At 63.2% G+C, this 13,011-nt stretch carries 11 protein-coding genes, 1 pseudogene and 1 other annotated feature; of the genes and pseudogenes, 3 read left to right on the top strand and 9 right to left on the bottom strand.

Features of this window, described 5'->3' with window-relative positions:
* Position 1: 1 nt before the first annotated feature.
* Positions 2–925: pseudogene (locus QE385_RS19230) on the bottom strand (IS3 family transposase); the annotation flags it as partial.
* Positions 538–654: a sequence feature (AL1L pseudoknot), on the bottom strand. It overlaps the preceding pseudogene by 117 nt.
* 262 nt (positions 926–1,187) lie before the next feature.
* Between QE385_RS19230 and QE385_RS19225 the strand changes: the two are divergent.
* Entirely contained in the window at positions 1,188–2,489 is a 1,302-nt protein-coding gene (locus QE385_RS19225) for a M1 family aminopeptidase (RefSeq protein ID WP_307105014.1), read from the top strand.
* Positions 2,490–2,519: 30 nt separating this feature from the next.
* On the opposite strand, the gene QE385_RS19220 is transcribed toward QE385_RS19225, so the two are convergent.
* The 5 genes from QE385_RS19220 to QE385_RS19200 all read right to left on the bottom strand — a co-directional run bounded on the left by QE385_RS19220 (position 2,520) and on the right by QE385_RS19200 (position 6,314).
* Entirely contained in the window at positions 2,520–3,350 is an 831-nt protein-coding gene (locus QE385_RS19220) for a galactosyltransferase-related protein (protein WP_307105012.1), read from the bottom strand.
* Complete coding sequence (locus QE385_RS19215; RefSeq protein ID WP_307105010.1) at positions 3,344–4,279, bottom strand: transketolase family protein; 936 nt, start codon at positions 4,277–4,279, stop codon at positions 3,344–3,346. Before QE385_RS19215 ends, QE385_RS19220 begins: the two co-directional genes overlap by 7 nt.
* Positions 4,276–5,190 carry a transketolase gene (locus tag QE385_RS19210; RefSeq protein WP_307105008.1) on the bottom strand — a complete coding sequence of 305 codons (915 nt, stop codon included), beginning with the start codon at positions 5,188–5,190 and terminating at the stop codon, positions 4,276–4,278. Before QE385_RS19210 ends, QE385_RS19215 begins: the two co-directional genes overlap by 4 nt.
* 69 nt (positions 5,191–5,259) lie before the next feature.
* On the bottom strand, positions 5,260–6,081 hold the full coding sequence (locus tag QE385_RS19205; RefSeq protein WP_307105006.1) for a hypothetical protein: 822 nt from the start codon (positions 6,079–6,081) through the stop codon (positions 5,260–5,262).
* On the bottom strand, positions 6,078–6,314 hold the full coding sequence (locus QE385_RS19200; RefSeq protein ID WP_307105004.1) for a hypothetical protein: 237 nt from the start codon (positions 6,312–6,314) through the stop codon (positions 6,078–6,080). The genes QE385_RS19205 and QE385_RS19200 overlap by 4 nt, the downstream gene beginning before the upstream one ends.
* A gap of 181 nt (positions 6,315–6,495) precedes the next feature.
* Here QE385_RS19200 and QE385_RS19195 point away from each other — a divergent pair, with 181 nt between their 5' ends.
* Together QE385_RS19195 and QE385_RS19190 are read left to right on the top strand one after the other, a co-directional pair.
* Positions 6,496–7,269 (top strand): hypothetical protein, encoded by a 774-nt coding sequence (locus QE385_RS19195; protein ID WP_307105002.1) that lies wholly within the window; start codon positions 6,496–6,498, stop codon positions 7,267–7,269.
* Positions 7,269–8,402: a hypothetical protein gene (locus QE385_RS19190; RefSeq protein ID WP_307104999.1), complete on the top strand. Its 1,134-nt coding sequence runs from the start codon at positions 7,269–7,271 to the stop codon at positions 8,400–8,402. Before QE385_RS19195 ends, QE385_RS19190 begins: the two co-directional genes overlap by 1 nt.
* A 25-nt stretch (positions 8,403–8,427) precedes the next feature.
* On the opposite strand, the gene QE385_RS19185 is transcribed toward QE385_RS19190, so the two are convergent.
* From QE385_RS19185 to QE385_RS19175, 3 genes are all read right to left on the bottom strand, one after another.
* Entirely contained in the window at positions 8,428–10,599 is a 2,172-nt protein-coding gene (locus QE385_RS19185; protein ID WP_307104998.1) for a peptidase domain-containing ABC transporter, read from the bottom strand.
* Entirely contained in the window at positions 10,560–11,576 is a 1,017-nt protein-coding gene (locus tag QE385_RS19180; protein ID WP_307104996.1) for an HlyD family secretion protein, read from the bottom strand. The genes QE385_RS19185 and QE385_RS19180 overlap by 40 nt, the downstream gene beginning before the upstream one ends.
* A gap of 475 nt (positions 11,577–12,051) precedes the next feature.
* Positions 12,052–12,999, bottom strand: a complete 948-nt coding sequence (locus QE385_RS19175) for a glycosyltransferase family 2 protein (protein WP_307104994.1) — start codon at positions 12,997–12,999, stop codon at positions 12,052–12,054.
* Between the last annotated feature and the right edge of the window lie 12 nt (positions 13,000–13,011).

The raw sequence follows: 13,011 nt of genomic DNA, 5'->3' as shown, positions 1-13,011 counted from the left end.
TATATTGCGAACCCCTGTCCGAGTGATGCACGGGTTCGACTCTGCCGATCGGCCGCCTGGTAGGGATGGCCAGCTCCGGCGCGTCGAGCGCAAAGCCCTCCGTCGCGGGTACGCTGACCTTCCATCTGACGATCCGCCGCGCGAAGACCTCGATGACGAAGGCAACGTAGACGAACCCCGCCCAGATATGGACATACGTAAAGTCCACCACCCACAGCGCGTTCGGGCGTTCGACCCGAATGTGGGGTTGACCTTATAGAGCGAGGACGTTGCTTTCTGGTCGTGCAGCGTGGTGATGCAGCTCCTGCCTCGCCGAACGCCCGCCACCCCAATGATCCTCATCAGCCGCTCCACCGTGCATCTGGCAATCCTGATTTGCTTGCGCAGCAACTGACGCCACACCTTGGATGCACCGTAGAGCCGGAAGCTTGCCACATGGATGCGCCGGATATGGCTCTTCGAGTCGTCGTTGGGCCGCGTCCGGGCGGAGCGCTTTTGTGGATCGAGGCGTCGTGCGACATGCCCGCGATAGGCGCAGGGGGCGATCGCCAGTTCCCGGCAGATCGGATCGCCTTCCAACTCCGCACGATGGTCGTCGATAAAAGCGATCGTCCTTTCCCGTAGCGATCGGGTTCCGCCTGCGCAAAATAGGCCGACGCCTTGCGAAGAATCTCGTTGGCACGGCGAGGCTCCTGCATCTCGCGCTCCCGCAGCCTTAGCCGCTCGCCCTCATCGGCCGCCTGCGCGGTCGGCCCCGCACGCCGCGTCCCGGCACCAGCAGCGCAACGTCTCCGCCATGGAACCGAACTTGCTGGCAATCGAGGTGATCGCTCTCCATTCCGAGGCGTGATCTCGGGTGCTCGCCCACCATCCGAACCGCACGCTCTCGCACCTCAGGGGAAAACTTGTTCGTCGTCTTGCCCATTACGGTTACTCCTAGTCATATGGCGGAGCCCCCGCGAAACCCGGAGCGCTTCAGACTTGCCAGTTTGGCATTAAGGACAGGTAATGGCTTCGTGTCGTGTGCAACGTTGGCGCATACCGACCGGATGCCAGCGGCATCACGCCGCTCCCCAGAAGTCACACGCATGGTCTCTCGCGTGATGCATATGACCACTTGCCAAGTAGACGGGCAAGATCGCTCATGTCATGGACATGTAGAACCAGCGGGATGCGGAGACACGGTGATGAAAACTTTGCGTATTGTGGGGCTTGGCATCCTGCTCGCGCTTCAGCCGATTTCGACCCAAGCCGCTACGCCGGACGAATCTTTCGATGTGATCGGCTATGACCTTGCACTGACGCCAGACATTGCGAACAAGACGCTGGCTGGCCACGAAATACTCACCTTGCGCGCCACCATGGACGGGCTGACCGAGCTTCGCTTCTCACCCAACGCGCTGACGATCGACTACGTGACGCTCAATGGTGTCGCCTTGCCCGTGCGTTCGGAGCGCGATGCACTCACCTTTACGCTTCCCGAACCGCTTCGTCGGGGCCGGACGGTAAAATTGGACGTAACCTATCATGGGCAACCCGCGCGAGGCTTTGCGACCTCCGCGAACGCGCTGTACACTAGCTACTTCGCCTGCGACTGGATGATCTGCCGTCAGAACGCCTTTGGCGACAAGGGCCGTTTCGCGCTGCGGCTGCGGGTCCCGTTGGGCATGACCACCGTATCGGTCGGCACGCAGACGTCCCGCCGCCCCGGCCCCGATGGTAGCGAAATCCATAGCTGGCGGGCTCCGCGCCCCTATTCGCCTTATCTATTCGGCTTTGCCGTCGGGCGCTTCATCCAGGCCGGTTCAACGCAGCTCCCCTTTTTCAGCGACGTCGCAGATGCGGCTAATTTGAATGCGCGCTTCGCTGATACCCCCGCCATGGTCGATTTCTACGCCGACAAGGCCGGGTATCGGTTGCCCGTTCGTCGCTATGCGCAACTGCTGGTCAAGGGAAACGAGGCGCAGGAAGCGGCCACCTACGCGGTCCTGGGCGACCGGGCAGTGCCCGATCGCCCGAACGATCCGGACGATGATTGGGCGATCGCGCATGAGCTGGCCCACCAATGGTGGGGTAATCTCCTCACCTGCGGCACGATCCAAGAATTCTGGCTGAACGAAGGGATCGCGACGTTCATGTCGGCGGCCTGGAAAGAACATCGCTATGGCCGGGCAGCCTATGACGCCGAGATGGAGCACGCCCGTGCAGCGCTCGCCCGTGCGCGTGACGCGGGTTATGACAAGCCGCTGGCCTGGAACGGCACCTATCCTAAACTCGGCCTGCGGCGCGCGATCCAGTATAGCAAGGGAACGCTGTTCATGGACGCGTTGCGCAGCACCTTGGGGGACAAGGCCTTCTGGGCGGGCCTTCGCCTCTATACCCGCGCCCATGCGGGCGGCGTCGTGACGAGCCACGATCTGCAACGGGCGATGGAACGAGCGAGCGGCCGCGACCTGGATCCACTCTTCGCCAAGTGGGTCTATGGCTAGGCCGATCGATCGGGATTGGCTTCACCGGACCTAGCAGGCTGGGGAAGGAGCGACTTCGCGAAAACTGCAATGAGTTTCATTGTCAGACGAATAGCTCCCCATGAACCGGCCCTCGTCATAATTGGCCAGGGCGGTCCGGAACATGCGATCGCGGCTTTCCCAGCGCGAGGCCACCGGGGGATAGGCACCGATCCGCCCTTCATCGTCGTGCGAGATGTGCAGCGCATAGCCTTGGGTAATGCGCGTCAGGCCACCGCCCAGGGTAAGGCGCGAGATCATGTCCTGATCCTCCCAACCCCAGCCATGCAGCTGGCTGTTATACCCCTCGATCGCCAGAAAGTCGCTTTTCGTGACCAGCAGCAGGCCGGGGGCCTGCCGCGTTCCATTCTCCGCGTCTTCCTCGTTATCGACGATCTGGAGACGCCGGCCGTCCGCAGTACGAATGTCGAGCTGATAGCCGAAGGACACGACGTGACGGCCACCGCGGGCATTCACTTCGGTCTCGCGCACGCCAGCCAGCGTCGCGAAATGCCCGGGAGCAGCCTGCAGTCGGTCGACCAGGGACCGAACCAGCCCATCCGGCAGGATGATGTCGCAATCGCAGAAGAACAAGATTGGGCTGGCGGCGAAGCGGGCTCCGATATTATTCGCGACCGCCTTGTGGAAATAGCGCTGCTCAGGTCCGCCGATGACACGGTAGGGCGGCGACACGTCGCGCAATTGCGTGGCGAGACGGTCTGCGTCCCCGCCGAAATTGACGATGACGACCTCTCCGCCGACCGAGCGCGCTGATTCAACCATGGATGGCATGGCCCGCCCAAGCTCGTCGCGATCGCGCCAGGTCACCACGATAGTCAGCATGGGGCCTCGTCCTCGTCATCCATAAGGTCACGCAGCCTGCTCATCAGGCTGTCATGATCGAGCGCATGCGCCCGTCGCAGGTCATCATCGGCACCCGATGCACCCGCGAACTCGACCGGCCAGCCCCACAGGTGGACGGCAGGCCCGTAAGCCTGAGCCTGCAACAGCGACCCCAGCCCGCCGAACGTCACATGATCCTCGATCACCACGATGGAACGCACACCCGCCAGCCAGGGCGACAGATCGGGAAGCGGCTTTAATCGGGGCAGGTGGATCAGGCCGACCTGCCTGCCTTCCGCGGCCAGCGCTTGCACAAGGGCTGCGCACCAATGCGTCGCCAAGCCCGTGCTGACGATCGTGCACGGCGCGGGTGCGGCGATCACCCGGACCGGCCCCGCAGCGCCCCGGGCCGCGCCGGGCAGCGCCGAGAGCGCGTCGGCATCCGCCCTGAAGAGGCGGACATAGGCGCCATGCGGCTCGCGCACTAGCGTATCGGTGACCCATTCCAGGTCAAGGCGGTCGGCGGGCGCAAAGACGTGGAGGTGCGGCAGCGTCAGCATCAGCGCGAGATCGTTCGGAGCCGCATGGGATTTGCCGTTGCGGCCCGGCAGGCCGCCGGCATGGGAACCGGCCAGTACCACGGCCTGATGCGATTGGGCCAGTCCGATGCGGATCTGGTCATAGGCGCGGTACGCGAGGAAGGCCGCAAAGGAGAAGGCCCAAGGCTTGCTGCCCGTACTGGCAAGCCCAGCGGCGACCCCGACCAGATTCTGTTCGGCGATGCCGGCCATGAGGAAGCGGTCTGGAAACCGCGCGGCGAAGCGATAGGCCCCGTCCGAGTCCGCCAGGTCCCCGTCGAGCACGAACAGGGCGTCGTCGTCGACGGCATAATCGCACAGCAGGTCGCCGAGATGATCCGCGAGCTTCATCCTTCGGCGAGTTCCGCCATGATCGCCGCATGCTCCCCGACGGACACGTCCGTGCAATGATAGCGCGCCGGGTCAGCTTGCGCGAGCGTGCTTCCCTGCCCCTTCCGGGTCGCGGCGAGGATCACGGATGGACCACGGCCTTGGACCGCCATGCGGCATGCCTCGTCGATCGCCTCGATATCATGCCCGTCGCATTCCAGGACCCGCCAGCCAAAGGCACGCCACTTGCCTGCCATGTCCGGCACGGGATCGATGGGGCCGATCGCGCGCCCAGGCACATGCCACCCGAATTCCTGCCGGCGGTTGAGGTCGACCACGGCGTGGAGATTGTCCGGCGCGGCGATACCGGCCAGCATCGCCGCCTCCCAGACCTGCCCTTCCTGGCACTCCCCATCGCCCAGCATCACCCAGACACGGTGCCCCGTCCGCCGCAGGCCGAGCGCCATGCCTAGACCGGCCGACAGGCCCTGGCCCAGCGAGCCGGTGGACCAGTCGACACCAGGCAATTCGGTCATGTCGGGATGTCCGGCCAGCGGGGAGCGGAAGGTCGCATAATCATTGAGGTCCAGATCCGCGATATTCCGCTGGGAAAGAACAGCATAAAGGGCGACCGCAGCATGTCCCTTGGACAGGATAAACTGATCGCGCAGCCGCTCGCCGAGATTATCGCGATCGATGCGGAGATGACGCGCGTAGAGCGTCACCAGCAACTCCACCGCACTGAAACTGCCGCCGTAATGACCTCCGCCCGTATGGAACAGCGTCTCGGCGATCGATCGGCGGACCGCCGCAGCGGACTGCGTCAGCGCAGGCAACCACGTCTCGATATTCCTGGCGGCCGGGGCCTCATGCAGCACGTTTCTCAAACCGCTCTTTCCATCAATAGCGCCGGCGGCATGACTGCCAGACATGCCGCAACTTCCTGCCCCCAACGCCTTATACAGCAAAAGCCCGGCGGTCGGGCAAGCCGCCCGCCAAAGTTATGCTGCGACCAACTCCAGTACACGCGTGAGGCGTCTGGAGGCATCCTGCAACCGCAGCGGTTCGGCGAGATCGGGCGCGACTGCCGCGAGGAGTTGCCGCGTCTTCTCGGTATAATGAATCGTGCCATCGTGGTCGATATCGGCAATGCCGTCATGGATAGCGGCGCGGCTCTGGAAAGCGACAGCGCGCGCCATCTCGACACCCGGAGGAAGGTCGAGCCGGACGCCACCAGAGTCTATTTCGACGGGCCAGCCGCCCTGAAGACCAAAAGGCCCGGGTGCGGCCGTCCGCAGCATACCCGCCCCCGATAGAGCACCGATGATTTGGATGGCGTGCGTGGCGGTCAGCGCATTGAGCGGCATGCCTTCGGGCAGCGGTCCGTCAATCAGGGGAGCGATTTCGACTTCGCCATCGCCGAGGAACAACCACGGGCTTTCGTCCCGCCGATCGATCTGATCCCTCGCAAAAGGAGTCACTTGAGAATGATGCGCGAACAGTCGAGGGATGCCGTCCCTTGCCAGCGCCCCCTCCCTCAGGGCGCGCAGGATGCACAGGAAGATCATGCCCGCATTCCCGACGCCGATCGTCGGCGCCAGTCCGTCCGCGGCCAGCACCGCATGGGTGAGATCTGGATAGGATGCGTTGACGACCGGGCAGCCTAGATCAAGATCGCGGACGGCCTGCATCAGAGTCCGGATCTTGGGCAACTGCGCCGATGCCATGATCCCGAACCCGGCACCGACCAGCGCGCGCGCCGCCGGTGTGTCGCGATCCTTGGCCCACCACGGCGAGATGAACGCGCTGGCGTGGAAGATCATATCCGGGCGCTCACGCCGCAGAAGTGCGGCGCGATATCGGCAGGGTTCCCCCATTCGACCTCCGTACCGCGGGTCGGCACGCCCAGCCCCGCCCCATATAGCCGGGCCAGAGGAGCCGCACGGCCCTGCCCACGTCCCACCGCGATCAGAACCTCAACCAATGCGGGCACGCGGGCCAGCCCAGCCAGTACCCGCTGGGCCAGGTCGCCGCCTCCGGTTATGAGCAATTTCATGGGGGATACCACCTTTCCCGGTGCATCTTGTGAGCGGACAGAGCTTTTTCATGCCGCTATGCTGGTGGAGCGACAAGCGGTTTGAGAGGAGGTCGTCATAAAGTCGACGGAAGGACTGGGCTTCGTATTCGTCTGCCAAGCGGGCCCGATCGAGGCCAAGGCCCTGCTTCTGGCCGCCTCGTTGCGCCGCCATCTCTCCGACGAGCACGAGTTAATCGCCGCCGTGCCGTGGCCCGAGCATCTGTGGGGCACGCTTTCGCACCACACCATCGCCACGCTCGATCGGCTCGGCGTGCGAAGAGTCTCGGTGGTCAATCGCGTTTCGCCCCACTATCCGATCGCCAACAAGATCGACTGTCTGGCAATCGAAAGCGACCGCGCCGGTCTCGTCTTCGTCGACAGCGACATGCTGGTGATGCGCCCGCCCGACCTGAGGTCGCTTCGCACGGTCGCGATCGGCGCGGTCCCGGCAAGCCTGTCGCCCGCTTCCTCGCAGGATTGGGCGCGCTGCTATACCGCCTGCGGCCTGGAGACGCCCGAGGCGAACATGCGGACTCTTCTCTCGGACGAATGGACCAGACCCTATTTCAACGCGGGCTTCGTCTTTTGCGTCGCTGCCATGGCCGGCGAGCTGGCGGACGAATGGGCCGACTGTGCGCGGCGCGTACGGGCGTTGAACGACCTTCCGACCGTGCTGCGCGACCGCTTCCTCGACCAGATCGCTCTTCCCATTGCGGCGGCACGCCTCGGTACCGCGATCACCCCGTTGCCGGTGGAATGGAATTTCCCGAGCTGGGGCATGCCGCTTGCCGGAGCATCCCTGCCCGCCTTCTATCATTATCAAAACATGGCCAAACTCATGGGCGACCCGATTACATCTTCGACACTTATGGAATTCGTTGCGACCGACGCGGGAGTCGGACATGCCGTTCTGGCCGCGAGCCGGACCGCCTGATGATCCCGTCCACCTATGACATCGCGGCGCGGGTCAAGAGCACCCCCATCGCAATTGCCGCCCGAGATGATTTCCATCTGACCCCGGCGCCCACATCCTCCGATGCACGCGCGCTGCTCGCACGGCCTTCGGTCACGCCCTATTGCATCGACCCTATTTCCGGCGATGTCCTGCTGGTCGAGACCCCCGATGATCTGGACCTCACCTCCATGCCGTTCGTCTATGAGGCCCAATATCGATATGCCACGCGAATCCATGCACTTCCGATGGAGAGCCTGGTAACGATCGCGGAAGAAATGCCACCGCCCCCCGTGGCCCTGCTGATCCATTCGACAGGACGGTGCGGCTCGACCCTTCTGGCGCGGGCGTTGCGCAGCCTGGACGTCACGACATGGTCGGAACCCGATGTCTTCTCGCAACTGGCGATGCTGGGGCGCCCGGAGAACAAGGAGGCCGTAGCGGCGATCCGGTCGCTGTACGGCGCCTTCCTGCGGATATTTACGCGCGGCCACACCGCGCCGGTCGCCTTCAAGCTTCGCAGCCTTTCCTGCGAGCATGCCGCCTATATAGCCTCGGCCGCGCCGTCATCGCGCAGCCTGTTCCTCTATCGCGAAGCGACGGCCGTGGCGCGGTCCTACGCCCGGCTGACGGGGCGCCCGCTCGCCACATGGGTACTGAGCGATGACGAGCGGCAGGCCTGGTCTGTCATCGCCCCGATCCTGCGCGAACGCGAAGGCCCGGTTGACGGCTATGACCTCATGGCCATGCTCTGGGCCGGGCCCGTCCGTCATTATCTCGACGAGGGCCGCGCGGCGCATTGGTTGGGCGCACTCGACTATGACGATTTTGTCCGGCACCCGCAGGACTCTCTGGCCATGGTCCTGACAGCCATAGGGGCGCCTGGCGAGATACCCCCGTTGCCGGACCATGTCTTGGCCAGACATTCGCAATCTGACAGCCACCTCTCGCCCGAGGCGTCCAAGAAGCGTATGGACGAAGACCCAGATATCGCCTCTCCGCACTTCGCCGCCATTATTGCGCGGCGCCTGTCCGCCATCGACGAACGCCTCTCACCAAACATGGAACTGCCCACGCGATTACGGGTCGGCCATAGCAATCAGGAATGCGCATGACGGGACCTGGAACGCCCGGCCGCCGTCAATTGCCCGTCCTCATCCGGTTATACCGCTCGGTCACGTCCGTGATGCGGCCATGTTCCATCGCGAAGATACGTGTTGCCGACAAGATGGTTTCCAGCCGATGCGCGATGATGATGCGGGTGATGCCCAGCCCGGCGATTGCCTGATTGACCATCCTTTCCCGCTCGGTATCGAGATGCGACGTCCCTTCGTCCATGACGAGCATCCTGGGTTGCCGATACAGCGCACGCGCCAATAGCACGCGTTGCTTCTGCCCACCCGACAAAGCCGAACCCATATCGCCGATCAGTGTGTCATAGGCCATCGGCATAGCCATGATGTCGCTATGGATCGCGGCCGCCGTTGCGGCCGTCACGACCCGGTCGAAATCGGGATCGTCGTCGAACAGCGCGATGTTGTCGGCGAGTGACCCGACGAACAGGCTGTCCTCTTGCAGTACCGCCGCGACTTGGTTTCGGAAATTGCGGTAACCAAAGCTTTGCAACGTCTTGTCGTCGATCAGCATTTCGCCTTCATCGGGTTCGACCAAGCCAAGCAGCACCTTGGCCAGCGTCGATTTGCCTCCGCCTGACGGACCCGTGATTGCCACGATCTCGCCGGGTTGAACATCGAAGGTGACATTTTCCAGCACCACCGGATCGGTCGGGCTATAGCGATACCTCACATCAATCAGTTGAACCTTGCCGATAAGCCGCCTAGCCGGTTGCGCCCGTTCCCCGATCCCGCGATCCTGTTCGGTAAGTGCGATGTCCGACAGTCGTTCGAGATGCAAGCCCAGCATCGTGAACCCGATCCACTGATCGATCAGAGACCCCCCACGCTGCAGAAACTGGGTCTTGTAGGCCATATAGGCGAATACCATTCCTATGCTGAACCCGCCGTCAATTACGAGACGGACGGCCAGCCACACCGATGCGATCGTCTCCAGTCCGAGGATCAGCGTATTGGCGGTGGTCTGCCATATGCGGATGCGCGCCAGAGACACCGTGGCGTTGGTCGAATCGGTCAGCCGGGTTTGCCAGAGCATGTGACGGGCGGTTTCGCGATTGAATAGCCGGAGCGTGACGATGCCGCGCAGCGACTCGATCATCGCAAGCTGTTCCCGGCCCCCTGCGACGATGGCGTCCTCCTGGGCTCGCCGCTGGACCGGAAATGATAGTCCCCGTACGGCACCGTACAATGCAAAGGCCGCCAGGGCGAGCAAGGTCAGGGTCCCACTATAAAAAAACATGAGCGCTAGCGTGAATGCTGTCAGGGTTCCATCGATGATGGCGGACACTGCGCCCTCGGTCATGAACTGCTGGACCGGCGTGACGGACTGGAAGCGGGACAGCACATCGCCGACGTGCCGCTTTTCGAACCATGATATGGGCAGGCGGAACAGCCGTCGCGCGACATTGCTAGTGATGGCGTAACCGATCGAGGTCCCGGTCGAGAGCAGCACGAAGGACCGTAGAAGGGACGCCCCCGCATTGATGACCGTGAACAGGCCGAAACCAAGCGCAAGGATCGTCAGCAAGTCACCGTCAAGTGCAGGCAGGGCGTCGTCCAGCGCCACCTGCATGTAATAGGGCGACGCGAGCACGAAGGCTTCGAGCACGAGACTCAGCAGGATCGTCTGCAGTATCGCGCGCTTTAGCCCTGTGATCCGTCGCCACAACTGCGATAGTTTCAATTTCTGCCGTTCCACCACAGGAACGAAGTCATCGGCGGGCCGCAATTCGAGCGCCACACCGGTAAAGTGGGGCGACAAGGCCTCGATCGGCAACCACTTCGAAGTCCCCTCGGGATTGTGGATGAGCGCCTTGCCGTTCTTGACCGCTTCCAGAACCACATAGTGGTTCATGTCCCAATGCAGAATGGCAGGATGGTACAGATCTGTAAGGCCATCCAGCGGCAGCTTGACGGCCCGCGGTGTCAGACCGATTTCGTCCGCCATGCCGATCAGCGATGTCAGCGTGGCACCACGCAAAGACGGCTCGAAACGCCGCCGCATGGTGCCGAGATCGGTATTAAACCCGTGAAAGTTGGCGATCATGGTGAGCGCAGCGAGCCCGCACTCCGCCGCTTGGCTCTGCCGGACAAGCGCGACACGCTGCCGTCGCCATAGACTGAAATCGAGCATGGCGCCTACCGTCGCCGGACTGCGAACAACGGCGCGAAAAGCCATTGGACCAAAGTCCGTCGTTCCGTGATGATCCGCGCCGACAGGGTCATACCCGGCAACAGAGACTGCCGCCGCCCGAAGGCCTCGATCCAGGGCTGGTTCATCGTCGCGGTCACCAAGTAAATCGGCACCGGCCCGTTCGGCCCCGGGCGCATGATCGTCGCTTGCGATATGGTGTCGACACGCGCGGTCACCGTCCCGAACATCTGATAGTTGAACGCATCGATCGACAGCCGCACCTCCTGCCTCGGACGGATGAATCCAATCGCGCTGGTCGGAATGTAGAGTTCCACGCGTAATTTGGCCTTGGGCGGGACGACCATCATCAATTGCTGCCCAGGGGAGACCGGCTGTCCGGCCCGCAAGGTCAATCCCGTGACGACCCCTTCCAATGGCGCCGTCAGGGCGTAGCCGCGGGCGAGATCGGCCTGAACCTGCTGCTGCGAGACGGATGCGCGGTTCGAGCGGGCGTTGGCCGCCTGGGCCTTTGCCGACATATCGGCCTGCACCATCGCCCGCCGTGCCTGCGCGATCTCGGCGAGCTTGTCCGACTGGGACTGCTCCAACTGGGCCAGCTGCTGACTACGGGTCAGGATGGTCGCCCGCCGCTGATCCAGGTCACGTTTGCTGATGAAGCCTCGGGCGGCGACCCGCACGGCATTGTCGTAATCCGCCTGTGCCGTTCCAATCAATTCCTGCTGGTCTTTGATCTGCCGCGATAGCAGCGACATCGTAGCGACATCGCCCTCGATCTGGGCGGCGAGCCGTTGCTGATCAGCCGCCGCCGCCTCGACGAGAAGCTTAGCCTGATAGGCGAGTTGGTCATTCTGCTGTTTCAGCGCGGCGCTCGTCCGCTGCGACGAGTCCTTGCCATCGATCCCGCTTTCATCCGCGCGGATCACGGCAAGGCGCTCGCCCCGCCTTACCCGATCACCCTCTCGCACCAATACGTCCTCGACGATACCCGACCGGCTCGGCACGATTGCAGGAACCCCTTTATCCAGTGATACGACACCCGGCTACGACCTCAACGCGGGCATAAGATGCACGACATAGGAATACGACCGTCGCGACTAGGGCAATCAGCAGCAGCAGGCCAACGACCTGCCAAGCAATGGGGGTGGCGATGGTGACGTTGCCATGCAGACGATCGGTGCGCTGCCGTAGCACTTCCTCGCGAAAAAGTGGTGCGTTCACTCTTGCCTTCGCCCGACCAGACGCGAGTTAAATATTAGATCGGTCCCAACCTCAACCATCACATAGATGCCCGTACGATGGATCATGCTGTTCTCATGTCGCCCGGCCCATCCGTGCATCCTCGCTTACGCGCGGACCACCTTGTGGCAAAAACGGTCCTGGTCGGCAAGACCGTCAAGAGGAAGCAAGTCGTCGCGGCGATGATGCAGATCTTGTCGATCTGCATCGTGTTCAGCGCATCTGGCTCTACACGGGGGATCAGAGAAGCAGCTCGATCAGGGCCAGTTGGCGGGTCGGGTGCTCCTCTTCCATGGCAGGCTGCGCCGGAAAGGGACTGTCAGGGCGCCGCCCCCTGCATGCAAGCGCGGCACGATAGCTCTCGGCCGCGTCGGAATAGCGCTCCTGCATGAAAAGGCAGTCGCCGCGCAGGCAATGGGCTTCCGCAAAATGGGGACCGAGCCTCAGGCTGCGTTCCACCTCCCTCAAGGCCGCGTCGATCTCCCCAAGCACGAGATGGCACGACGCCTTATAGAAAGAGCCATGGAACCGCCCTATCGGATATCCCCCTAGCACCAAGGACATGTCGTAACATAGAGCCGCCTGTGCGAAGTCGCCGGCGCGAAAATGCTCGTTGCCCAGATTGTGCCACAGGCGGCTCGTTCCCCGCCCCGCCTCGATCTCGGCCTGTGCGATGCGCGTATTTCGGCAAAAGGCGGTTTCCTTCCCGGCCTTGTCAGGCAGATTGGCCACGACGATCTCATCGCTGTTTAGGGTGGTCCCGTCATGTTGAAGATATTCATGAATGCGCCCTACATAGAATTGGACAGCGGACCGCCGGAACAGACGCGCACTATGCCATTCCGACCCGTCGGACCGCATCCGGACCGCGATGGCGTCGGCCGCTGCTCCGGCGATGATCCGCCTGACTGCGGCATGGCCGTCCAAAAGGACCTCATCGGCATCCATCTGCCAGATCCAATCGCCGCGCACCTTCGACAGCGCCAAGTTACGCGCATCCGCAAAATCATGAATCAGGCCATCGGGGCCGTTGGCGCCTGCATAGTGATAGACGGTGGCGCCGTGGCGTTCGGCGATCGCCACCGTGCCATCGGTCGAGCCGGTGTCGACGATCACCAGCGCGTCGTACAGCCCCGCCACCGAGGCCAGGCAGCGCGCCAGAACACGCTCTTCGTCGCGCACGATCATGGTCAGGCAAAT

This window comes from Sphingomonas sp. SORGH_AS_0950 (genome assembly GCF_030818415.1).
Lineage (GTDB): Bacteria > Pseudomonadota > Alphaproteobacteria > Sphingomonadales > Sphingomonadaceae > Sphingomonas.
The sequence above is the reverse complement of the archived record's forward strand: the minus strand, read 5'-3'. Positions and strand labels throughout refer to the sequence as shown.

Excerpts from the sequence above, each read along its gene's own strand:
- QE385_RS19175 (WP_307104994.1), bottom strand. The coding sequence starts at position 12,999 with ATGATCGTGCGCGACGAAGAGCGTGTTCTGGCGCGCTGCCTGGCCTCG.
- QE385_RS19210 (WP_307105008.1), bottom strand. The coding sequence starts at position 5,190 with ATGTCTGGCAGTCATGCCGCCGGCGCTATTGATGGAAAGAGCGGTTTG.
- QE385_RS19205 (WP_307105006.1), bottom strand. The coding sequence starts at position 6,081 with ATGATCTTCCACGCCAGCGCGTTCATCTCGCCGTGGTGGGCCAAGGAT.
- QE385_RS19200 (WP_307105004.1), bottom strand. The coding sequence starts at position 6,314 with ATGAAATTGCTCATAACCGGAGGCGGCGACCTGGCCCAGCGGGTACTG.
- QE385_RS19215 (WP_307105010.1), bottom strand. The coding sequence starts at position 4,279 with ATGAAGCTCGCGGATCATCTCGGCGACCTGCTGTGCGATTATGCCGTC.
- QE385_RS19185 (WP_307104998.1), bottom strand. The coding sequence starts at position 10,599 with ATGGCTTTTCGCGCCGTTGTTCGCAGTCCGGCGACGGTAGGCGCCATG.
- QE385_RS19220 (WP_307105012.1), bottom strand. The coding sequence starts at position 3,350 with ATGCTGACTATCGTGGTGACCTGGCGCGATCGCGACGAGCTTGGGCGG.
- QE385_RS19190 (WP_307104999.1), top strand. The coding sequence starts at position 7,269 with ATGATCCCGTCCACCTATGACATCGCGGCGCGGGTCAAGAGCACCCCC.
- QE385_RS19225 (WP_307105014.1), top strand. The coding sequence starts at position 1,188 with ATGAAAACTTTGCGTATTGTGGGGCTTGGCATCCTGCTCGCGCTTCAG.